Annotated in this window: 24 protein-coding genes; 12 read left to right on the top strand and 12 right to left on the bottom strand. The window is 72.5% G+C overall.

Annotated elements, in window-relative coordinates:
- Window positions 1-185 precede the first annotated feature (185 nt).
- Entirely contained in the window at window positions 186-347 is a 162-nt protein-coding gene (locus ABZW30_RS14000; protein ID WP_355671330.1) for a hypothetical protein, read from the top strand.
- A gap of 12 nt (window positions 348-359) precedes the next feature.
- Here the strand turns inward: ABZW30_RS14000 and ABZW30_RS13995 are convergent, their stop codons facing one another.
- Complete coding sequence (locus ABZW30_RS13995) at window positions 360-1997, bottom strand: DNA repair helicase XPB (RefSeq protein ID WP_355671329.1); 1638 nt, start codon at window positions 1995-1997, stop codon at window positions 360-362.
- 222 nt (window positions 1998-2219) lie between these two features.
- On the opposite strand from ABZW30_RS13995, the gene ABZW30_RS13990 reads away from it, so the two are divergent.
- Complete coding sequence (locus ABZW30_RS13990; protein ID WP_355671328.1) at window positions 2220-2471, top strand: hypothetical protein; 252 nt, start codon at window positions 2220-2222, stop codon at window positions 2469-2471.
- Between the two features lie 13 nt (window positions 2472-2484).
- Here ABZW30_RS13990 and ABZW30_RS13985 read toward each other — a convergent pair whose 3' ends face one another.
- Entirely contained in the window at window positions 2485-4986 is a 2502-nt protein-coding gene (locus ABZW30_RS13985) for a helicase C-terminal domain-containing protein (RefSeq protein ID WP_355671327.1), read from the bottom strand.
- Between the two features lie 324 nt (window positions 4987-5310).
- On the opposite strand from ABZW30_RS13985, the gene ABZW30_RS13980 reads away from it, so the two are divergent.
- Window positions 5311-6003 (top strand): hypothetical protein, encoded by a 693-nt coding sequence (locus ABZW30_RS13980; protein ID WP_355671326.1) that lies wholly within the window; start codon window positions 5311-5313, stop codon window positions 6001-6003.
- 480 nt (window positions 6004-6483) lie between these two features.
- On the opposite strand, the gene ABZW30_RS13975 is transcribed toward ABZW30_RS13980, so the two are convergent.
- Window positions 6484-7356 carry an alpha/beta fold hydrolase gene (locus ABZW30_RS13975; RefSeq protein WP_355671325.1) on the bottom strand — a complete coding sequence of 291 codons (873 nt, stop codon included), beginning with the start codon at window positions 7354-7356 and terminating at the stop codon, window positions 6484-6486.
- A 56-nt stretch (window positions 7357-7412) separates the two neighbouring features.
- Here ABZW30_RS13975 and ABZW30_RS13970 point away from each other — a divergent pair, with 56 nt between their 5' ends.
- Complete coding sequence (locus ABZW30_RS13970) at window positions 7413-8006, top strand: TetR family transcriptional regulator C-terminal domain-containing protein (RefSeq protein WP_355671324.1); 594 nt, start codon at window positions 7413-7415, stop codon at window positions 8004-8006.
- Between the two features lie 88 nt (window positions 8007-8094).
- Window positions 8095-8247 (top strand): hypothetical protein, encoded by a 153-nt coding sequence (locus ABZW30_RS13965; RefSeq protein ID WP_355671323.1) that lies wholly within the window; start codon window positions 8095-8097, stop codon window positions 8245-8247.
- 149 nt (window positions 8248-8396) lie between these two features.
- Here ABZW30_RS13965 and ABZW30_RS13960 read toward each other — a convergent pair whose 3' ends face one another.
- Window positions 8397-9050: a hypothetical protein gene (locus ABZW30_RS13960; protein WP_355671322.1), complete on the bottom strand. Its 654-nt coding sequence runs from the start codon at window positions 9048-9050 to the stop codon at window positions 8397-8399.
- A 200-nt stretch (window positions 9051-9250) separates the two neighbouring features.
- On the opposite strand from ABZW30_RS13960, the gene ABZW30_RS13955 reads away from it, so the two are divergent.
- Window positions 9251-10288, top strand: a complete 1038-nt coding sequence (locus ABZW30_RS13955) for an acyl-CoA desaturase (RefSeq protein WP_355671404.1) — start codon at window positions 9251-9253, stop codon at window positions 10286-10288.
- A 52-nt stretch (window positions 10289-10340) separates the two neighbouring features.
- On the opposite strand, the gene ABZW30_RS13950 is transcribed toward ABZW30_RS13955, so the two are convergent.
- Window positions 10341-11048 carry a carbon-nitrogen hydrolase family protein gene (locus ABZW30_RS13950; protein ID WP_355671321.1) on the bottom strand — a complete coding sequence of 236 codons (708 nt, stop codon included), beginning with the start codon at window positions 11046-11048 and terminating at the stop codon, window positions 10341-10343.
- Between the two features lie 24 nt (window positions 11049-11072).
- Here ABZW30_RS13950 and ABZW30_RS13945 point away from each other — a divergent pair, with 24 nt between their 5' ends.
- Window positions 11073-11276 carry a hypothetical protein gene (locus tag ABZW30_RS13945; RefSeq protein ID WP_355671320.1) on the top strand — a complete coding sequence of 68 codons (204 nt, stop codon included), beginning with the start codon at window positions 11073-11075 and terminating at the stop codon, window positions 11274-11276.
- A gap of 66 nt (window positions 11277-11342) precedes the next feature.
- Here ABZW30_RS13945 and ABZW30_RS13940 read toward each other — a convergent pair whose 3' ends face one another.
- Both ABZW30_RS13940 and ABZW30_RS13935 read right to left on the bottom strand, forming a co-directional pair.
- Window positions 11343-12500: a hypothetical protein gene (locus ABZW30_RS13940; RefSeq protein WP_355671319.1), complete on the bottom strand. Its 1158-nt coding sequence runs from the start codon at window positions 12498-12500 to the stop codon at window positions 11343-11345.
- Between the two features lie 233 nt (window positions 12501-12733).
- A complete protein-coding gene (locus ABZW30_RS13935; RefSeq protein ID WP_355671318.1) occupies window positions 12734-13102 on the bottom strand; it encodes a nuclear transport factor 2 family protein in 369 nt (122 codons plus the stop codon).
- A gap of 70 nt (window positions 13103-13172) precedes the next feature.
- On the opposite strand from ABZW30_RS13935, the gene ABZW30_RS13930 reads away from it, so the two are divergent.
- Window positions 13173-14048, top strand: a complete 876-nt coding sequence (locus ABZW30_RS13930; RefSeq protein WP_355671317.1) for a LysR family transcriptional regulator — start codon at window positions 13173-13175, stop codon at window positions 14046-14048.
- Between the two features lie 420 nt (window positions 14049-14468).
- Window positions 14469-15095 (top strand): NAD(P)H-dependent oxidoreductase, encoded by a 627-nt coding sequence (locus ABZW30_RS13925; protein ID WP_355671316.1) that lies wholly within the window; start codon window positions 14469-14471, stop codon window positions 15093-15095.
- A 78-nt stretch (window positions 15096-15173) separates the two neighbouring features.
- Here the strand turns inward: ABZW30_RS13925 and ABZW30_RS13920 are convergent, their stop codons facing one another.
- Window positions 15174-15629 carry a hypothetical protein gene (locus ABZW30_RS13920; protein ID WP_355671315.1) on the bottom strand — a complete coding sequence of 152 codons (456 nt, stop codon included), beginning with the start codon at window positions 15627-15629 and terminating at the stop codon, window positions 15174-15176.
- Between the two features lie 117 nt (window positions 15630-15746).
- A complete protein-coding gene (locus ABZW30_RS13915; RefSeq protein ID WP_355671314.1) occupies window positions 15747-16334 on the bottom strand; it encodes a TIGR03086 family metal-binding protein in 588 nt (195 codons plus the stop codon).
- A gap of 65 nt (window positions 16335-16399) precedes the next feature.
- Here ABZW30_RS13915 and ABZW30_RS13910 point away from each other — a divergent pair, with 65 nt between their 5' ends.
- Window positions 16400-17182, top strand: coding sequence for a DUF6597 domain-containing transcriptional factor (locus tag ABZW30_RS13910; RefSeq protein ID WP_355671313.1), 783 nt, complete (start codon window positions 16400-16402; stop codon window positions 17180-17182).
- Between the two features lies 1 nt (window position 17183).
- Here the strand turns inward: ABZW30_RS13910 and ABZW30_RS13905 are convergent, their stop codons facing one another.
- Window positions 17184-17873, bottom strand: a complete 690-nt coding sequence (locus tag ABZW30_RS13905; RefSeq protein ID WP_355671312.1) for a VC0807 family protein — start codon at window positions 17871-17873, stop codon at window positions 17184-17186.
- A gap of 104 nt (window positions 17874-17977) precedes the next feature.
- Entirely contained in the window at window positions 17978-18955 is a 978-nt protein-coding gene (locus tag ABZW30_RS13900; protein WP_355671311.1) for an iron-siderophore ABC transporter substrate-binding protein, read from the bottom strand.
- 206 nt (window positions 18956-19161) lie between these two features.
- Here ABZW30_RS13900 and ABZW30_RS13895 point away from each other — a divergent pair, with 206 nt between their 5' ends.
- Window positions 19162-19791 (top strand): HAD family hydrolase, encoded by a 630-nt coding sequence (locus ABZW30_RS13895; protein WP_355671310.1) that lies wholly within the window; start codon window positions 19162-19164, stop codon window positions 19789-19791.
- A gap of 25 nt (window positions 19792-19816) precedes the next feature.
- On the opposite strand, the gene ABZW30_RS13890 is transcribed toward ABZW30_RS13895, so the two are convergent.
- Window positions 19817-20047: a hypothetical protein gene (locus tag ABZW30_RS13890; protein WP_355671309.1), complete on the bottom strand. Its 231-nt coding sequence runs from the start codon at window positions 20045-20047 to the stop codon at window positions 19817-19819.
- A 478-nt stretch (window positions 20048-20525) separates the two neighbouring features.
- On the opposite strand from ABZW30_RS13890, the gene ABZW30_RS13885 reads away from it, so the two are divergent.
- Window positions 20526-20909 (top strand): cold-shock protein, encoded by a 384-nt coding sequence (locus ABZW30_RS13885; protein WP_270144901.1) that lies wholly within the window; start codon window positions 20526-20528, stop codon window positions 20907-20909.
- Window positions 20910-20915 lie beyond the last annotated feature (6 nt).

Here is a 20915-nt window from a genome sequence, read left to right as displayed (position 1 = left end):
CTGCGGGACACCGGCAGGTACCACGGTTCGGGAGGGGGCAGACGGACGATCTTAGACCCGTCCGTCTCGGGGTTCCAGCCCTGCAGGTCTCAGGGGTGCGGTACACCTGGAGGACGACGTCCGTCCTGGTGGATACGGCCTTTGGAGTGATGCCGGGGGCCGGTCGGGTGCCTACCGTTGAAGACATGAGCACTCAGCACAACACCTCCCGTTCGGGCCCGGCCGGCGCGACCGCCGTCCAGGGCCGCCACCGCAATCCGCTGAGCACCGTCGTCCGCAACGTCGGCATCGCCCTGGACACCGCCGCGCGCGTGATCTTCCTCGGGCGCGACGGTGTCCGTTACTGAACGTTCCTACGGCTACAGCACGTCGTCCGCGTCGATGATGCGGTACGCGTAGCCCTGCTCCGCCAGGAAGCGCTGCCGGTGGGCGGCGAAGTCCTGGTCCACGGTGTCCCGGGCGACCACCGAGTAGAAGTGTGCCGCATGCCCGTCGGCCTTGGGCCGCAGGACGCGGCCGAGGCGCTGGGCCTCCTCCTGGCGGGAGCCGAAGGTCCCGGAGACCTGGATGGCCACGGTGGCCTCGGGCAGGTCGATCGAGAAGTTCGCGACCTTGGACACCACCAGGACGCTGATCTCCTTGTTGCGGAACGCGTCGAAGAGCTTCTCGCGCTGGGCGTTGCTGGTCTCGCCCTTGATCACGGGGGCGTCCAGGACCTCCCCGAGTTCGTCCAGCTGGTCGATGTACTGGCCGATGATCAGCGTCTGGTCCTTCTCGTGCTTCTTGACCAGTGCCTCCACCACCCGCCGCTTGGTCGCCGTGGTGGCGCAGAAGCGGTAGCGCTCCTCCGGCTCGGCGGTGGCGTAGGCGAGCCGCTCGGAGTCGGTGAGGGTGACCCGCACCTCGCAGCAGTCGGCGGGCGCGATGTAGCCCTGCGCCTCGATCTCCTTCCACGGGGCGTCGAAGCGCTTGGGGCCGATCAGGCTGAACACGTCGCCCTCGCGGCCGTCCTCGCGCACCAGCGTGGCGGTCAGGCCGAGCCGGCGGCGGGCCTGCAGGTCGGCGGTGAACTTGAACACCGGCGCGGGCAGCAGGTGCACCTCGTCGTAGACCACCAGGCCCCAGTTGCGGGCGTCGAACAGCTCCAGGTGCGCGTAGACGCCCTTCCGCTTGGTGGTCATCACCTGGTAGGTGGCGATGGTGACCGGGCGGATCTCCTTCTTCGTCCCGCTGTACTCGCCGATCTCGTCCTCGGTGAGCGAGGTGCGCTTGACCAGCTCGTGCTTCCACTGGCGGGCCGAGACGGTGTTGGTGACCAGGATCAGCGTGGTCGACTTGGCGTGCGCCATCGCGGCGGCGCCGACCAGGGTCTTGCCGGCGCCGCAGGGCAGCACGACCACGCCCGAGCCGCCGTGCCAGAAGCCCTCGACGGCCTGCGCCTGGTACGGGCGCAGCTGCCAGCCGTCCTCCTCCAGGTCGATCGGGTGCGCCTCGCCGTCCACGTACCCGGCGAAGTCCTCGGCGGGCCAGCCGAGTTTGAGCAGCACCTGCTTGATCTGGCCGCGCTCGGAGGGGTGCACGACCACGGTGTCGGGGTCGACCCGGGCGCCGACCAGCGGGACGATCTTCTTGGAGCGCAGCACCTCCTCCAGCACCGGCCGGTCGGTGGTGGTGAGCACCAGTCCGTGCGTCGGGTGCTTGACCAGCTGGAGCCGTCCGTACCGCCCCATGGTGTCGGCCACGTCCACCAGCAGCGCGTGCGGCACCGGGTAGCGCGAGTACGTCACCAGGGCGTCCACCACCTGCTCGGCGTCGTGCCCGGCGGCGCGCGCGTTCCACAGTCCGAGCGGGGTCACCCGGTACGTGTGCACGTGCTCGGGCGCCCGCTCCAACTCGGCGAACGGCGCGATGGCGCGGCGGCAGTCGGCGGCCTTGGGGTGGTCGATCTCCAGGAGAAGAGTTTTGTCGCTCTGGACGATGAGCGGTCCGTCGTTCACGCGGGGGAGCCCTCCACTGGCTGACAGGCTGGATTGACGCAGACCCTCCAGTGTCGCTCATTCCGCGCGGAACGTGTGGGGCTACTTCCACTCGCAGGACTTGCCGGTGGCCCTGCCGCCGGCGTCGGTGTCGTACGCGAGGACGCCCACCCACTCGTCGAGTCTGCCGGAGTTCTCGCCGCCGTCGGGTGACCACGGCGGGTGGCGCTCGTTGACCCGGTCATGAACAAGTCGAAGCGCATCCTCTCCGCTCTTGCCCTCGCCGGTACGGCCTTCGCGGCCACCGCCTCCTCGGCCGGCTCGGCGCACGCCCTCGCAGGCATCGGCGAAGGGCCGGGCGGGCCGCTCGCCGCCCCCGCGTTCCTGCTGGCGGACGTGGCCGGCGGCGGCTCGCTGCCGGTCGGGCAGGGGCAGATGGGCAGCCTGGCGGACCAGGCGGTCAAGCAGAAGGTGAAGGAGTCGCAGGGGCACTGAGCCTGAGGGGCCCCTATTCGTCGAGCTCCGCGACGCCGGTGATGCGGTGGAGGGCGAAGGTGCGCAGTTCGTCGGCGTGGTGGTCGAAGGCGGTGACGAAGCCGCCTTCGACCTTGACCGGGTCGATGATGCGCTGGCTGGCGATCCCCTCGGCGTTGAGGTAGCCGATCCACATCCGCTCGCCGAGCAGGACGGCCGTCTGCAGGGCTGCCAGGGTCTCGGCGGCCGCGGTGCGGGGGAGCTGGCGCGGGTCGGGGGTGGGCTCGCGGCGGGAGGCGGTGGCGGCGCGGTCGCCGGCCCGGATGGCCTTGATGGCGGCGGCGAGCAGGGTGTCGTCCGGGCTGGGCGGGCCGTCCGGGACGGGCGTGGGTGCCGCCCGGGGCGGGGTGCGGTGGCTGTCCGGGCGGGTGATCAGCACGTCGCCCTCGGCGGACTCGGCGGCCGGGGCGTAGCCCATGGTGCGCAGGGCGGCGAGCAGCACGTCCGGGGCGGCCTGGGAGGCCAGGACGGTGGGGGCGAGCAGCCGTAGCCGCAGGTCGGCGGCGCGGCGGTCGGCGAGGACCTCGCCGAGCAGCGACGGGTCGTCGCAGCGCAGGTAGGAGGAGGCGGCGCCGACCCGCAGGATGCCGTGGCGGCGGGCGACGTCGTCGATCAGGTAGCCGAGCGGCTGCGGGACGGGCGTACGGCTGTGCTGTGCCAGGAAGGTCCGCAGGTCGGTGGCGGTGCGTCCGGCGTCCAGGGCGCGTCGGACGGAGGCCGGGGTGAACCGGTAGACGGTGGCGCCGCCCTTGGACTCGATGTCGGCGCAGAGCGCGAGCGCCTGGGCGAGCGGGGTGAGCAGCGGGCCCGGAGCGATCGCGGTGAGGTCCGGCTGCAGGATCACGTGGTCCAGCGGCTGCGGCAGCAGCGGAGCCAGCACCTCGGCCGGGTCGGACTCGGCGGTGAGCAGGGCGCGGGCGGGGGCGGCGAGGGCGCCGCGGCCGGTGATGCCGAGCAGCTCGGCCTCGGCGAGGGTCCAGGTGGTGAGGTCGTCGCGCAGCTCGCGGCCGTCCGGGCCGGTCGGGCCGCCGCGCAGCGGGCGCTGCCAGCGCAGGGTGGGCAGCAGCTCCTCGGCGGTGGCCGGGGTGCCGGGCGGCAGCTCGGCGAGCAGGGCCAGGGTGGCGCGGCGGACGGACGGGGCGATGGTGCGGTCCAGCTCGGGGCCGAGGGCGGCGCGTGGCTTGCCCTTGCCGTCCGGGGTGCCGGTGAGGGCGGACACCCGGGTGGCGTTGAGCCAGGCGGTGGCCAGCACGGACCAGCGCTCGGCGGTGTCCAGCTGCAGCCAGCTGTCGTACCCCGGGGTCGGCGCCCAGCACTCGTCGGCCTCGCCGTCGGGGGCCAGCAGGCCTGCGGTGTAGGCGAGTTCGAGCCAGAAGGCGGCCGGCTGCTCGGTGGTCTCCAGGGTCTGGGCGGTGCGCTTGAGGTCCCGTACGCCGAGGCCGCCGGCCCGCAGGGTGGGCGGCGGGGTGAGGCCCCAGGCGTCCAGCAGCTCCTCGACGGTCTTCACGGCGGTGTGCGCCTGGCCGGCCGCCGCGCTGTCCACAGCCTGTGGATCGCGCGGGGGAGCGGCCGGCGCGGGCTCGGGCTGGACCGGCTCGACGGTGCGGTGGGTGCGGCCGCCGCGCAGGTGCAGGGCCAGTTCGCGCGGCAGTACGACGCTGCCGGGGCTGGTGGGCAGCAGCAGGCCGCGGGCGAGCAGCCACTCGACCGGGCTCTGCGCGTCCTCGGCGGTGACCGGGCGGGTGGCGTCCGGGACGGTGCCGGTGGGCGGGCCCCAGACCAGCCGCTCCAGCAGTCGCAGCGCGGGCTCGGGGGCGGTGTCGAGCAGCGCGGCGCAGCGGGCGCGGTCGGTGAGCAGGGCGGTCAGCACGGCGACGGCGGTGACCGGGTCCGGGGTGGCGGGCTGCCCGGCCGAGGCGAGCAGCTGCTGCAGCCGGGCCGGGGACATGCCGACGGTGGCGTCGGCGAGGGTCGGGCCGAGGCCGGTGCGGCCGGGGTTGGCGGCGGTCGGGGCGAGCGCCTCGCGGACCGCGAGGACGAGCCGCAGGCCGTTGTCCGGGCCCCAGAGCAGTGCCCGGTCGCGCAGGGTGGCGATCGCGCGGGGGAGCGCGCCGGCGACAGCGGACCGGTCGGCCGGGGTGAGCGGGGTGGCGCCGGGGTGCGGCTTGACCTTGGCCGGGCCGGCCAGCAGGGCTCGTACGGTGGCCAGGCCGGTGCCGTCCGGCGCGGTGGCCAGCGCCTCGGCGACCTGCAGGGTGAAGCGGTCGAGCCGCTCCAGGGCGCGCAGCGCGGAGGCGCGCGAGGACAACCGGGCGGACAGCTGGGTGAGGTCGCCGGGGACGGGGTTCAGCAGGTCGGGACGGGAGCGGAGCAGGGCGGCGAGCGCGTCGTCGGGGCGTGTGCGCAGCTCCTCGGCGAGCGTGCGGGGGCCGGCGGGCGTCCTGCCTTGGCGTTGGGGGCCCTGCTGTGTGGTCATTCGACCTAGGTTAGTCGGGCGCGCGGACGACGGGGCCCCCTCGCGCGGCAGGGTGCCCTCGTGGGGGAGCGATGCGTGCGGGTGATCGCGGCGGACTCGCGCGGGCGGGGCACGGTGGGTAGCGTCACGGCCGAGGGCGGTTCGGTGGGCGGCCGCGCTCTCCATGGGCGGGCCGGGCGAGGCGGGGTGTCGGTGATGACGGACGGCGAGTGGTGGCGCAAGAGCGGGCCTTGGAGCGAACGGGCGGGGGCGTCGGGGCCGTCCGGTTCTCCGGGGTCGTCCGGTGAGTCCCCGGGCGTTCCCGGTGTTCCGGCGGAGGACAGCGTGTACGGTCCGTCGGCCGCTCCCGCCTCGACGGGCGGCATCCCGAACGTGTCACTGGACCTGCCTGGTGTCGCCGGGCCCGAGACCGGTTCGGAGGCGATCCCGCCGCCGACGGTGCAGAGTTCGAGCCCGTGGACCATGACCATGCTCGACTTCTCCGACACGCCGCAGCCGGCGCCGAGGCCGGTCCCCGAGCAGCGGGCGGCGGAGGAGGCCGCCGCGCAGGCTGCACAGGCCGCCGCGGCCGCCGAGCAGGCCGCGGCGAAGCCCGTGAACGCGAAGAAGCGGAAGCAGGCCAAGGCCAAGGCCGCCGCCGCCGGTTCGGCCCCGAGCAAGGGTGCCCGCAAGCCGTCCCCGCTGATCCTGCTCTCCTGCGGGCTGCTGGTCGGCGGCGCCGTGTCCGGCTTCTTCCCGGCCATGCTGGCGGGTTGGGGGCTGGGCTATCTGACGCGTCAGATCTCCGACACGATGCGCAAGTTCGTGATCCTCGGGATCCCGCTGATCACGATGAGCGCGTCCACCCTGTTCGCGATGAATCACGCCAAGCAGAGCGGTGGTGCCGCCCAACCCGGCTCCCCGCTGGGCCAGTTCAGCTGGTCGATGGCGCCTGGCGTGTTGCGTACCGCGGCGGTGCTGACGGCGGTGGTCCTGCTGCTGCTCGGCCTGCGCCGCCGCCCGCCGCAGCAGGGCTGAGCACGGGACCGGCCCGGCACCGGGCGGGTGCGCGGCCGGTCGTACGGCGGTGGCGCCGAGAAGGGTCCCCGATGTCGTGGCCGGGCCCGTCGCCGAACTCCCGTTCCGTACTGCTGCGAGGGCGACCGGGCCTTCTTCCTCTTGCCGGGCGACGGCTGGGCCGAGCGCGCCCGTGACGGCGGGCGGCTGGCGGTGTCCGTCGCGGTCCACCCGTACGCGCTGGAGCGGGTCCACGCCGACCCGGCCGACTTCCCCGTCCGTTCGACCCTCGACCCGGATGCGGTCCTCGCCCTGTCCGTCGAGGCGGTTGTCGACCCGGCGCTGTCGGCCCAACTCTCCGGAGGCGCCGCCGTGTTCACGGGGGCGACCGGCACCCCCCCCCGGACGCCCTGCCGGCCTCCGGGGGCGACTGGCCGATGGTTCTCGCGGCCGGGCCCGCAGGGGTCGAGGGCGACGAGGACGAGGAGGACGGGGGAGGGGTCAACTGACCTGCCGCGCCACCATGCTGAGGATCCCGTTGAGGACGGCCGCCGGGTCGTCGGTCGGCAGGGAGTGCCCCGCGTCCGGGACGATCTCGACCCGGACGGCCGGGACGAGCCGGTGCAGCCGCTCGGAGACGGCCCGGGAGTCGTGCAGGGTGCTGCGCTCGCCGAGCAGGGCGAAGACGGGGGCGCTCAGGCGGCCCAGTTCCCCGTCGCCGAGGGTGGCGGCGAGTGGCAGTCGGCGGCGGAAGCCCATCGAGGCGCGCATCAGGGCCATCAGCTCGGTCTCCAGGATGGCGCTGTTGCCGACCGCCCGGGCCAGCCTGGGCCGGAGCGCGCGCGGGGCCATGGTGGCGAGGCCGCCGAGGATCAGCCACCGGTAGAAGCCGCGGCTCAGGTCGCCCAGGCCTGCCGAGTCGACCAGGGTGAGGCCGGCGGTCCGCCCGGGGTGGCGGATCTGGTGGTGGAGGGCGATCCAGCCGCCGTAGGAGCAGCCGACGACGTGGGCCGCCGGGACGTCGAGGGCGGCGAGCAGTTCCTCCAGCCAGTCGGCGGCGTCGTGGCCGCCGTTGATCGGGGCGGTCTGCACGCTGGCGCCCGGCTCGCCGACGGTGTCGACGGCGATGACGGGGTGCCGTGCGGCGAGGGGCTCGATGTACGAGTGCCACATCAGGGCGTTGCCGCCGGAGCCGGGGAGCAGCACGATCGGCTGCCCGTGCGCGGGGCCGGTGCGGTGGACGCGGGTGGTCCCGAAGCCGGTCGGGACGTCGAGCGACGTCCGCGGCCCGGGCCAGAGCTGAGTCACGGCGCGCTCGTAAGCGGCGCGGTAGCGGGCTTCGGCCTTGCCGTTCTTGAACTCGCTGATTCGCATGATACATGTGTATCACATGCATGATACGGGTGTACCAAGACTGGAAGGGGCGAACTGTGGCCGAGAAGGTCGACCATGAGGAGCGCAGGCGCCAGATCGCCGAGGCCCTGCTGCGCATCGCCGACACCGAAGGGCTGCAGTCGGCCAGCATGCGGGCGGTCGCGACCGAGGCGGGCGTCTCGCTGCGCCTCGTGCAGTACTACTTCAAGACCAAGGAAGGACTGTTGCTGGACGCCTTCGCCCGCCTCGGCGGCCAGCTCCAGGCCCGGATGCAGCGGTGGATCGGCGACGCGCGCGCCCCACGGGAGGTGGTGACCGCGATCCTGTCCTGCATCCTCCCGACCGATGCCGAGAGTCGCCGGATCACCCGCACGTACACCGCGTACTACACGCTGGTGCTGAACGACGCCGAGGCGATCGGCAGGCACGGGGTGCAGCAGCCGGACCTGCTGGAGGGCGTCGTCGTCAAGCAGCTCCGCGCCGCCCAGGAAGCCGGGGGGATCGCGCCGGAGCGGGACGTCGAGATGGCGGCCGCCGGACTGCTGGCGATGGTCAACGGGCTCGGATCGAGCGTCCTCGGCGGCCAGCGGGACGGCGAGCAGGCGCTGGCGATCCTCACCCACCACCTGGACGAACTCTTCCGGCCGTAACCCGTTCCGCGTGTCCGTCACATCCGCCCTCCGTGCCGTCGGTGAAGCAACGGAGCACCACCGACGGCACGGAGGGACAGGCAGCGGGATGCTGACGAACATCATGTACGTGACGGTCTACGTCACCGACCAGGAGCGCGCCCTGGAGTTCTGCACCGAACGGCTCGGCCTGGAGAGGCGCGTCGACCATCCGGGCCCCGACGGCCGCTTCCTGACCGTGGCCGTTCCGGGCGGCCGGTGAGCCGGACGAGGCGGCAAACGCAGCAGCGCTCCCGGCGTGTGACCGGTAGTCCCGGAACGGTCCGCGCCTGCCGGTCGACCCGAGGTCCCAGCCCGTTCCGCAGGCTCCTTCCGGCGACCGGCCTCGCCGTTCGGGACGCCGCCCATGGGTCAGGGGGCGAAGGTGAGCAGGGCCGCGACCGTGTTGCCCTCGGCGTCCAGGCACGTGGTCATGCTGGACCCGTCCGGGCTGACCAGGATGCCCAGCACGGTGCCGGTGCCGGCCTCGTCCGGGATCATCAGCCAGTCGTTCGCGAAGTCGCCCTCGACCGGTTCCACCGGCCAGTCGGTCGGGTCCACCGAGGCGCGCTGGAGCATCTCGCGGAAGTTCTCCAGCAACCAGCCGTCGCCCTCGGCGGCGCGCGCGTGCAGTGTGGCCCAGGTGCGCTTGAGTATCCGGGTGGCCGGTTCGCTCCAGGTGGTGCTGGGGCTCGCGTGCAGCACGGCCAGGCCGGAGGGGGTCGCCACGCGGTCGCCCCAGTCCTCCGTCCGCACCGGGATGGTGTCGCAGGGGTGCACCAGAGCGGCCACCGGGAGCCCGGGTTCGTCCTCGTGGGAGACCAGGTAGACCGGTGTGCCGCCGGGCCGCATCGGAAAGCCCGTGCTCTCCGGCCCCAGCGGGTCGTAGATCGTGCCGTAGTCGGCGGACCCCTGGATCAGGCCGAGCCGCTCGATCCACCAGCCGTCGATGGTCCACTTCTCCTCGGACGGATCGGCCAGGGCCGTGATCAGTGCGGGCAGGTACTCGTAATCCTCGTAGGACATCCGGTCTTCCCCAGAACTCGTAGGTGATGGGGAGCGTAGACCGCGGCTCCGACACGCTGTCCCGCGAGGCCGGGGCGTCTCGGGCCTGCTGACACCCCTTGCGGTGCGGGGGCTAGCACCCGTACGGGACGGGTGCTTTCCCCGTTCTTCGCAGCTGCCCGTCGAACCAGACTCGGGTCATGCCCACACAGCCCGTGACGATGACCAAGGCTCCCGAGGCCCCCGCTCCACAACCGGACGGCGGCGGCAGCGACTTCGCCCAGTTGAGCCGCCGGATCGCCGCCGAAGGGCTGCTCGACCGGCGCCCCGGCTACTACGCCGCCCGCGCGGGCCTGGTGCTCGCCGCGTTCCTCGGCGGCTGGTGGGCACTGTTCGCGCTGGGCGACACGTGGTGGCAGCTTGGTCTGGCGGCGTCGATGTCCGTCGTGTTCGCGCAGATCGGCCTGCTCTCGCATGACCTGGCGCACCGTCAGGTGTTCAGCCGGCGCCTGCCGAGCGAGATCGGCGGCCGGATCGCCGCCAACCTGCTGATGGGCATGAGCTACGGCTGGTGGGTGAACAAGCACACCCGCCACCACGCGAATCCGAACCACGAGGAGCGGGACCCGGACGTCTCTCCCGACCTCGTCGTGTGGTCCCAGCGGCAGGCTCGGCAGGCGAGCGGACTCGCCCGGTTCATCGGCCGCCGACAGGCGTACCTGTTCTTCCCGCTGCTCCTGCTGGAGGGCCTCAACCTCAGCTTCAACAGCTTCCGCGCGCTGCGCAGCCCGGTGGTGAAGCGGCCGCTGCTGGAGGGCGCGCTGCTGGTCGTGCACTTCGCGGTCTACTTCGGCCTGGTTCTCGCGGCCCTCCCGGTCGGCAAGGCGGCCGCCTTCCTCGCCGTGCACCAGGCGCTGCTCGGCGTCTACCTGGGCTGCGTCTTCGCCCCGAACCACAAGGGCATGCTGATGGTGACCCCGGAGATGAGGCTGGACTTCCTGCGCCGCCAGGTGCTCACCTCGCGCAACGTCCGCGGCGGCCCGGTCCTCGACTCGGTGATGGGCGGCCTCAACTACCAGGTGGAGCACCACCTCTTCCCCAGCATGCCCACCCCCGCACTCGGGCGGGCGGCCCGGATCACCCGGGAGTTCTGCGCGGAGAAGGGCATCCCGTACTACGAGACGGGCCTGCTCCGCTCGTACCGCGAGATCCTCGGCCACCTGCACCGGACGGGCGAGCCGATCCGCTCCGGCCGTTGAGACGGACGGAGCAGGAAGTCGGCGGGGCCGACTTCCTGCTCCATGGGCGTGGCTAGAGGATGTCGGCGACGGCCACCGTGGTGGTGTGGTCGTCGGCCTCCGCGAGGAGGGCGCCGCCCGGGGCCCACAGGGCGGCGCCACCGCAGCCGGTCCAGGGGCCCGAGGGGCCGACGTGGTTGGCGAGGACGACATGCATGGTGGAGTCCTTGGCGATGCCCGGGTAGACCGTCGCCCGCTCGTGGATGCCGTTGCCGGTGCCGTAGAGCGAGCTGGCCAGGTGGACGTGGCAGCCGTCGGCGGCACCGCGGGCGGTGAGGTCGGGGAAGTGGTTGTCGAAGCAGGTGGCGAGCGCGAAGCGGAGGCCGCCGAGTTCGAAGCGGCCGTCCTGGTCGCCTGCGGTGAAGATGCCCTGCTCGTTCTCGTAGAGGTGCTGCTTGAGGTAGGTGGTGATCAGCTCGCCGTCGCTGCCGTAGACATGCGTTCCGATGGCGGGCCGGGGCCCGCCGGTCGGGACGGCACAGTTGACGACGGTGGCGATGCCGGTGGACCTGAGGGCGTCCAGGCGGGCGTCGTCTGCGGTCACCCAGAGGTTGGGATCGGCGGCCATGGCGTCGAGCTCGTACCCGGTCAGCGCGAACTCCGGGAAGACGATCAGCTCAGCGCCCTGCGAGCGCGCCTGTCCGGCGAGGGCGACGAGCTGCCGGACGTTGGCGGGGATGCCGGCAGGGACACAGGTCAGTTGGGCTGCGGCGATCTTCATGGCGGTCAGGATGGCACGTCACGCGTGGTGGTCGAATTCGCCGGCCTCGAGGCCACGGAGGAGAGCGGCGAGAGCGGCGGTGCTGGTGCGGAGGATGAGGTGGTGCGCGAACTCGTGCGGTTCCTGATCGCTACCGCCTTCGCGGTCCTCCTCGCCCTCGCGCTCGCCACCGTCGCGCTCGGCGTCGTCACCGCCCTGCGCGCGACCCCGCCCGACGAGGACAACTGAGCGGAGGCATGGTGCGGGGGTGGCGGCTCGGAGTCCTCACGAGGCGCCACCCCCACCCGTCGATCGTCAGTTCTGGCAGCCCGCGATGCTGTTCAGCGGGGTGCAGTTGTTGGGCGTGTTCCTGATGACGCGGCTGTCGTTGAGCGTCACCGTGGAGCCGGTCTGGTTGTTGATGCCGCCGCCGTCGCGCGCGGCCGTGTTCTCGGTGACGGTGCTGTGGTCGAGGGTGAGCGTGGCCACGGCGCTCTCCCCCGTGACGGTCTGGTTGTTGATGCCGCCGCCGTCGCGACCGCTGGAGTTCGCCTTGACCTTGACCTTGGTGAGCGTCGCGATGCCCGCGTTGTTGAGACCGCCGCCGTCGCGGCCGGCGGTGTTGTCCCTGATCTCGCCACCGGTGATCTCGATGGGCCGGTCCTTCGGTTCGTTGTTGATGCCGCCGCCGTTGACGCCCGCGAAGTTGTCGATGAAGTCGGTGTCCTTCAGTGTCGCCTTCGGCAACCCGAGATAGAACAAGCCACCGCCGGAGCCGTCGCGGGCGGAATTGTGGGCGAAGACGCTGTTCTCGACCGACAGGGGGCCCTGGCTTTCGATGCCGCCGCCGTCGGTGACGGCCTGGTTGCTCTCGATCCTGCTGCCCGTCACCGTCAGGGCGGCGGGTCCGATGCTGTCGATGCCGCCGCCCTCGTCGCCGGAGACGTTGTCGGAGACGCTGCTGCGGCGGATCGTCACCGTTCCGCTGTTGCTGAAGATCCCGCCGCCGCCGCCCGAGGCCTCGTTGTGGGTGACGGCGCTCTTGTCGAGGGTCAGTTTGCCGGAGTTGAAGATGCCGCCGCCGATGCCGCTGGCACCGCCGGTGACCTCGACGCCGTGGAGGGTGAGGTCGCCCGTCGAGGTCACCTGGAGGATGCGGAACAGGTTGGACGGGATGTCGGTGGACCGCACGAGGGCGCTGTCGTGGCCGGTGATGGTGATCTTCCCGGTGATGGGCGGCAGGGCCGCGCCCGTCGAGTCGTTCTGGGTGCTGAACGCGTAGGTGCAGTTCGCGGCCAGCTCGATGGTGCCGCCGGGCCCGTTGAGGGCGTTGACGGCGGCGATCAGCGCGGCCGTGTCGCCGCACGCGACGGAGGTGGTCGGTGCGGCGAAGGCGGCGGTGGAGGGAACCGTGGCGAGGCCCATGGCCAGCCCGAAGCCGATCGCGGATGTCCGGAGGAGCAAGTGGTTCACTGGGGGTTTCTCTCTCTGACGGCGCCGGCCCGTGGAGCGGCCGTGGCGGCTGGGTTCACGCCGGACGGCGGAACGGTTCTCAGTTCCCCCGGGCGGAAATCGGCCGAAGCGACCGGGCGCAGAGTTCAGCCGACGGCACCACCGCGATCCCCCGTTCAGGTCGATTGTCGGAAAAGCCGGGAGGACTGTGACCGCCCCCGGCTGCCACAGTCCTCCTGGTCCGTCCGCCCCGCTCAGCTCTTCGTCTCGAAGCCCGCCAGTAGCCCGCGCGGGTCGAAGGTGACCCGGATCCGGGCGATCTTCCCGTTCTCCACGTGCATCCAGTTCGCCGTCGGGGTCGGCGGCGCGATGCTGGTGCACAGCTCGAACCAGGTGATCACCTCGTCGCCGTCCGCGACCCGCACCTTCACGTCGATCTTCTCCAGCACCTGCCCGAGCCCCTTCAGCCCGCCCAGTGCTTCTTCGATCCCCGACGCCGTGCCCAGCGCCCCGACGAAGTCGACGTCGTCGGCCAGCAGGCCCCGGATGGTGTCGAAGTCGCCCGCCTCCCAGGCGGTGAAGTAGGTCTCGGCAATCTCGCACGCGTTCTTCGTCGTCGTCATGCCTCCATCCTTCCGCCGCCCCACCCATCCGTCCAACAGATGGATAGGATGTCAGTTATCATCCTCAGTTATGGAGATGCACCAGCTGCGCTACTTCGCCGCCGTCGTCGACGAAGGCTCCTTCACGGCCGCAGCCAACCGTCTGCACGTCAGCCAGTCCGGCATCAGCACCCAAGTCGCCAAGCTGGAGCGCGAGTTGGGTCAGAAGCTCCTCGACCGCGCCGGCCGCCGCGTCCAGCTGACCCCTGCCGGCGAGGCCGTCCTCCCGCTCGCCAAGAACGCCCTCGCCACCCTCGACGCGATCCAGCACGCCGCCGCCGAGTTCGCCGACGCCGTACGCGGCCGGGTGCGGCTCGGCATGATCACCGGCTGCTCCATCCCGCCGTTCCTGGACACCGTCGCCGATCTCGGCCGCACCCACCCCGGCATCGAGCTGAGCCTGCACGAGGGCCACTCCGACCTGCTGCAATCGCAGGTCCTGTCCGGCTCCCTCGACCTGGCCCTGATCGGCTACGCGGGCGAGGTCTCCCCGGGCCTGGAGGTCACCGTCGTCATCGACGAGCCGATCGCCGCCGTCGTCCCGGCCGGGCACCCCCTCGACCGGGCCGAGGTGAAGCTGCAGGACCTGCGCGGCGAGAAGATCCTCTGCCTCTCCGCCGGCACCGGCATCCGCGCCGCCTACGAGCGCTCCTGCGCCCACCTCGGCCTCGACGCCCGGGTGGACATCGACGCCAGCTCCCCGGTGGCCCTGCTCCGCCTCGCCGAGCGCGGCGCCGGGGTCGCCGTCCTCAGTGCCTCCTCCGCCCAGGACGCCGGCCTGCGGGCCGTCCCACTCGCCGACGCCGCCACCCACGCCCGCCTCGGGCTCATCGCCCGCCGCGACCAGCAGTCCCCGGCCGTCCGCCTCCTGTGCGCCGAACTGCGGAAGGCGCTGGCGGGTTCCTAGCGCTTCGACCGGCGACATCCGCAGCGAGAAGGAGCGCCGCCGGGGCGGACCCGCTCCCGCCGACGCAGCCCGGCCGCGCGGCCGACAGGACATCGCGGTCCGAGCGGTCCGAAGGGGCCACGGACTTCGTCCCATCGGGGCGATGAGGCCCCGCTTCCGCTGACGCGTGATCAGTCGAGCCGGCGCGCCCCGGGTGTGTGGTGCGCGGTGTGCAGGCGGAGGCGGGCTGACGGCGGGGCCGCGCTGACGTGCATGTCCCCGCCCGCGTACGGACCAGCGCGGGCGGCGAGGCGGGCGGTCGCGTGGCAGGGTGGGCATATGAGTGTGAATCCAGACATTCCGGCCTCCTCTCGTGCGGCGGGCGTACTGCGGGATGTCGTCCAGCCGGTTCCGGGCGGCGGCCACGGTGAGCCGCTGCGCGTGCTGGTGCTGTCCGGGTCCTTTCGGACGGGATCGTTCAACGGGCAGCTGGCCACGCTGACCGCCAAGCTGCTGGCCGAGAACGGCGCCGCCGTCGATCTCGCCCACTTGCGGGACTTCGACATGCCGTCGTACGACGGGGACGTCGAGACCGTCCAGGGGCAGCCGCAGAACTCCGTCGCCCTGCGCGATCGCCTTCGGACGGCGCAGGCGTTCGTGCTCGCCTCGCCGGAGTACAACGCATCGGTCCCCGGCGTGGTGAAGAACGCGATCGACTGGCTGTCACGCTTCCGGCCGCAGCCGTTCAAGGACAAGCACGCCCTGCTGGTCTCGGCTTCGCCCTCCATGATGGGAGGGAACCGGGGGCTGTGGGCGCTCCGCGTTCCGCTGGAACATCTCGGGGCCCGTGTCTATCCGGACATGTTCAGCCTGGCGGCGGCCCATCAGGCGTTCGGCGACAGCGGCGACCTGAACGACACCGGACTGCAGGATCGGCTCTCTGCCACCGTGAAGGCATTCCTCGGTCTCGTCGAGGCGGACACGAACTACCCGGCGCTGCAACGCTGCTGGTACGAGTTCCTCGGCGACCAGACCAGTGCCCAGGTCACCCAGCGCGCCGAGAGATAGCCTGCCCGCCCTTCCCGGCAGGACAGGTCCCGCGACACCGGGTCGGGCAGTGCGAACCGTCACCCTGAAGCGCCGGTCTCAGGAGCCGGCCTCCGCACGGGCCGCTTCGAGGAAATCGATCCGGGGGGCTTGGAGGTAGTCCCACACCGGCCCCTCAGCCGACGCCTCGGCGGGCTCCCGCCACAGAACGTGGTCCACCGCGTCCGCATACGCCCGCGCGCGCCGATGGAGCTCCGGCCGGAACAGGACCTGGATCATCCGCTCACTCACCCACAGGCGGTCGGTGGCGCTCCTGGCCGCCGCGAACCACTCGGGTGTCCCGGCGGCGTCCCAGTCGGGCGCCGTGTCGCGCTCCTCGGCGATCCGCGCGGCCTGCTGCGCGAGGCTGACGAACTCGCGCAGCAACTCCAGCCGCTCAACCCGCCGGGCCTCGGCAAGCTCAGCGGCCTGCCGCCTGCCCTCTCTCCTGTCGGCCTGCCGCCCGGCGGTCAGCTGGGCCAGGTACGACAGGCCTCCCCCCAGCGCAACACCCATCAGCGAAGCCCACACCTGCGTCTGCACGACGGTCGCCTACCCGGGAGAGCCGAGCCCTACAACAGCCTGAGCCGGCGCGGCCCGACGCGGCCCGGCGGATGTCGCCGGTCGAACGCGCTAGCCCTTCCACCGCGGATCGCGCCCGGAGGCGGCCAGCGCGCGCTCCCACGCCGAGGCGTCGTCCGGCGCCGAAACCGCCTCCGCGAAGCCTGCGTACTGCCGGTACAGCTCGGCGTTCTCCTCGACGATCTCCAGGGCCACCAGGGCGAGTTCCTCGTCGACCGGGATCTCCCCGCCGGTCGCCCGCGCGACGTCCCAGCCGTGCAGCACCAGCTCCAGGATCAGCATCCGGGCGATCCCCACCGCCGGAACCGGCGAGCCGCCGAGGTCGACGTCCCCCTCCCAGGCGGCCGGCTCACCCCAGGCCGCGACCGCCCGTTCCAACTGCGCCGCGTAGTCGGAGCGCCAGTCGGCATCCGCCGTGAAGTCCCGCGAGACCAGCTCCTCGGGCAGCTCGGTGCGCCGGGCCCGGTGCTCCAGGCCGTGCGAGGTGTAGAGCACCCAGTGGTTGATCAGCGCGTGCGTGTCGAACTCCCCGCAGGGCGTCGGCGCGTCGAGCGACTGCCCGGCCGGCACGGCTGCGGCGACGCCGGCCGCAGCGGTGGCGGCGCGGGCGAGGAAGGGGTGCATGGGGTGAGCGTTCATGCCCCGATCCTGCGCCGGGCCGTGCCACCCGGTCTTGAAGAAACGCGACGGCTAGCCTGGCCGCCATGGACTCTCCCGACCTCGGCCGCGGCGTCCTCCACCCTGCCAAGGCGGCCGAGCTGATCAGCGTGGAGCGGCTGGCGCCCGCGCCCGCCGTGGCGCGTTTCGTGGAGTACTACTGGCTGGTCCGCTGGGATCTGCGCGGCCACGCCCCGTACGAGCAGAAGGTGCTGGCGCACCCCAACGTCCACCTGGTCTTCGAGGCCCCGCGGGCCCGGGTGTACGGGGTGGACCGCTCGCTCTTCGTCCGCCGTCTGGAGGGGGCCGGGCACGTGCTGGGCGTGCGGTTCCGCCCCGGCGTCTTCCGCGCCTTCTCGGGGCACCCGGTGAGTGCCCTGGCGGACCGGTCCGTGCCCGCCGCCGAGTACTTCGGCGCCGACGTGGACCGGTTCAACGCCCGGATCCTCGACGCGCCGGACGCCGAGCGGGCCGATGCCTTCCTGCTGCCCCGCCTGCCCGCGCCCGACCCGGTGGCCGAGGGGGTCGCCGCCATGGTGGACCGGATCACCGCCTCGCCGGACCTGTGCCGGGTGGACGGGCTGGCCCGCGAGCTGGGCGTGACCGTCCGCAGCCTCCAGCGGCTGTTCGCCGAGTACGTCGGCGCCTCCCCGAAGTGGGTGCTGCGGCGGGCCCGGTTGCACGAGGCCGCCGAACGCGCCGCAGCGGAAGGTGAGTTGGACCTGGCCGCACTCGCGGCGGAACTCGGCTACGCCGACCAGGCCCATCTCACCCGGGACTTCACCGCAGCGGTCGGCATCTCACCGGCCCGCTACGCGAGTTCCCGCTGAATCAAGCGGCGGCCGCCGCAGCCGCCTCGGCGGCGGCCCGGCCGCGGGCGCTGGAGCGCTTGGCGTAGACCATGGTGAAGTACACCAGCCCGCCGAGCACCACGAACGGGAGGATGTTGTTGATCGCCACCACCGTGCCGTGCGCGAGGGTGTAGACGAACACGATCCGCAGCGCGGCGTCCAGGATGAAGGCGATGCCCCACACGACGGTCAGGTTGCGCTGGACCCGGCGGAAGTTCTCGTACTGCCACATCGAGTTCCACCAGGCGATCATCTCCGGCGTGCCGTCCGTGGCGAACTTGCGGCCGAAGTAGAACATGATCGGCTTCGGTGCGGCCAGGGACACCAGGTAGAGCACGCCGAGCAGGCCGGAGACGAAGGAGTCCTTGGCCAGCAGCATCTTCGGGTCGGTCGGGCCGATCAGCGCGACGATCAGGCCCAGCGCGACGAAGACCAGCGAGACGACGGCGAACTCGTCGATCCGGCGGTGCCAGGCCAGGTAGATCGCGGTGTCGACCACCGGTCCGAGGCCGGAGAGCAGGATGGCGGTGGACTCGCTGTAGCCGGCGTCGTGCAGCTGGTTGTAGATCATGATCGGCGCGACCACGTTGAACGCGATGCTGATCAGCCAGCCGAGCGCGGCGGCCTTCCCCTTGCGGGCGGGAGCGGTCGGAGCTGCCGCAGTTGACATGGTGTTGTCCCCCGGGACGAGTGTTGTGATTGGCGGCCCATTGTGGCGGACTCACCGCTCGACTGCACAACCCTCGGCGAGTCGACATATGGTCAGTAGACCGACTACGTCCCGAGGAAGCGCTGCAGCTCGTCCAGCATGAAATTGGCGCCGGTGTACCCGATCCCCTGGAACCACAGTTGGTCGTCCACCGGGAACGCCCGGTGCGCCTTGACCGCCCCCAGCGCCTGCCAACCCGGGCTCGCCAGCGCCGCGTCGGTGCCCGCCCGCTCCGGGTCGCCGTAGGTCGAGTACAGCAGCAGGTCGCCGTCGGCCCGGCCGATCTGTTCCAGCGGGATCTCGAAGTCCGATTGGTCGACGTTCTGCGCGTCCGGCCGTCCCACCTGGGCGTCGGCGAGCACGATCCCGGGGAAGCTCTGCCGCCCGAACAGCCGGATCCCGCCGCCCTCCGTGAACCGCACCAGGCTCACCCTGCGGCCGGACGGCTTCGCCGCCGCCAGCGCGGCGGCCACCTGTCCGGCGTGCTTCTGGTAGGAGGCGACGAAGGCCGCGGCCGCCGCCACCCGGCTCAACGCCTGGGCGTGCAGCTGGAAGTTCGCCTTCCACGGCGCCCCGGTGCTCTGGGTGAGGACGGTCGGGGCGAGCGCGCTCAGCTGGTCGTAGCGGTCGCCGTCGCGGGCCTGGTTGGAGAGGATCAGATCCGGCTGCAGGGCCCGTACGGCTGCGAGGTCCGGCGCGCCGGGCGGGCCGACCAGCCAGATGCCCGCCGTGCGGGAGGCCGGCCAGTAGTCGGGGAAGCCGGTGTCGGCGGCCGGGAGGGCCGCGCCGACCGGGGTGATGCCCAGGGTCAGCGCTGAGTCGAGCACATCGGTGTCCAGCACGACCACCCGCAGTGGCTCGCCGGGGACGAGCACCGGCCCGGTCGCGGCGTTCACCGTGACCGGCGGCACCGGGATGGGGGAGGGGCTGGTGCTCGCGGCCGGGCTGTCGGTGGTCGGCGGCGCCGGCTTCCCGGCGGTGCACGCCGTGAGCGCGGCCCCGCCGAGACCGGCGAGGAACGTACGGCGGGCGATCCGGGGCATCGGCGGGTCCTCCGGCGAAGACGACGCGGCAACGGGCGAGAGCCCGTCGATTATGTCCGAGATCGTGCCTGAAGTGCCGTTAAGCGCCCGCGGGCGCCGTCAAGCTTCCGCCGTACGCCATCAGCCCGACCACGGTCGCGGTCGCGCCCCAGGTCACGGGGCAAACCACCTCGTCACCCCCGGTGTCCGTTGGATAGCCTGGCGGCATGCCCGCGTCCTCGCCCACCCCGCTCACCGTCGGCTTCGACCTCGACATGACGCTGCTGGACACCCGGCCGGGTATCCACGCCACCTACCAGGCGCTCTCCGCCGAGACCGGCACCTACATCGACGCCGATCTGGTGGTCACCCGGCTCGGCCCGCCGCTGCTGAACGAGATCCGCAACTGGTTCCCGGAGGAGGAGGTGGAGCGGGTCGCCACCCGCTACCGCGAGCTGTACCGCGACCACGCCTTCGCCCCGACCGTGGCCCTGCCCGGCGCGCACGCCGCCGTCGAGGCGGTCCGTGCCCACGGCGGCCGGGTCGCGGTGATCACCGGCAAGTACGAGCCGAACGCCCACCTCCACCTGGAGCACGCCGGGATGGCGGCGGACATCGTGATCGGCGACCTCTGGGCCGAGACCAAGGGCGAGGCGCTGCGCGAGCACGGCGCGAGCATCTACGTCGGCGACCACCTCGGCGACATCCGGGGCGCCCGGCACGCGGACGCGGTCGCGGTCGGCGTGGCCACCGGCCCGTACGACGCGCAGGAACTGCGCGAGGCCGGGGCGGACGTGGTGCTGGCGGACCTCACCGGCTTCCCGGAGTGGCTCGACCGGCACCTCGGGGCGAACTAGGCCCGGCGAATCCGCAGGGCGGGGCCTACGGCCCCACCCGGCGGCGCTGGGCCCGGGCGTTCAGGAACAGCCCGGTCAGCGCGGCCAGGAAACCGGCCGGCATCAGCATGCTCAGCCAGTACATGGCCGTCGGCAGCGGCGTCAGGTGCAGGAACAGCGGGACGAAGGTGATCAGGGTGGCGAGCGCGCCGAGGCCGAAGACGGCCGTCCCGGCCTTGACGTACACGTCGCCGGGGTCGGGGCTCTGGCTGCTCACGTCTGCTCACTTCTCCGCTCTGCGCTGGGGTGCCCCCAGTCTGGCAGAGCGGCCGCCGGAGTTCTCCACCGGAGCCGGTCGGTCACGTTGCGCAGTTTCCCGGCAGCTGAACGTTTTGATCCCTGCTGGGCGGGGGTATGCACGGGGTGCCGAGGGGCGCTGCAGGTGCGTCCCGTGTCCTCAGACCCGGGGGTGTGAGCCGATGGACTGCGCCGAACCGCGCCCCGGCCCTGCCAGGACCGGGTCGCTCGTGACCGCGAGATCCCGGCGCTCCCAACGCCCCGGGCGGGCCTTGGAACACGGACCCTTCGCGGAACGCGGATGAGGCAGTGACGGACCGTTAGTCTGCTCCCGACAGCGTGCCGACCGTGAGCGCCCACGGGCGCCGAGCCGAGGTCGGCCCGTCTTTTCTCCCACATCACCCAGTGATCCCCGGCCATGGCCGGGATCCCTCACACCCATTCGAGGACTGTTCGAGATGCCCACCGGCCAGGTCAAGTGGTTCAACGAGACGAAGGGTTTCGGCTTCCTGTCGCGCGACGACGGTGGCGATGTCTTCGTCCACACCAAGGCGCTGCCCGCCGGTGTCACCGTGCTGAAGCCGGGCCAGCGGGTCGAGTTCGGCGTGGTCGCCGGCCACCGCGGGGACCAGGCGATGGCCGTGCAGCTGCTGGAGGCGCTGCCGTCGGTGGCCGCCGCCCAGCGCCGGAGCGCCGACGACATGGCGCCGATCGTCCAGGACCTGATCACCACCCTGGACGCGGTGCTGCCCGGTCTCCAGCGCGGCCGCTACCCGGCCAAGCCCACCGGTCAGAAGCTGGCCGGCCTGCTGCGCGCGGTGGCCGACCAGTTCGACGTCTGAGGCGTC

The sequence above is a fragment of the Kitasatospora sp. NPDC004669 genome (assembly GCF_040609455.1).
GTDB lineage: Bacteria > Actinomycetota > Actinomycetes > Streptomycetales > Streptomycetaceae > Kitasatospora.
This window is presented reverse-complemented; position numbering and strand designations above follow the sequence as displayed.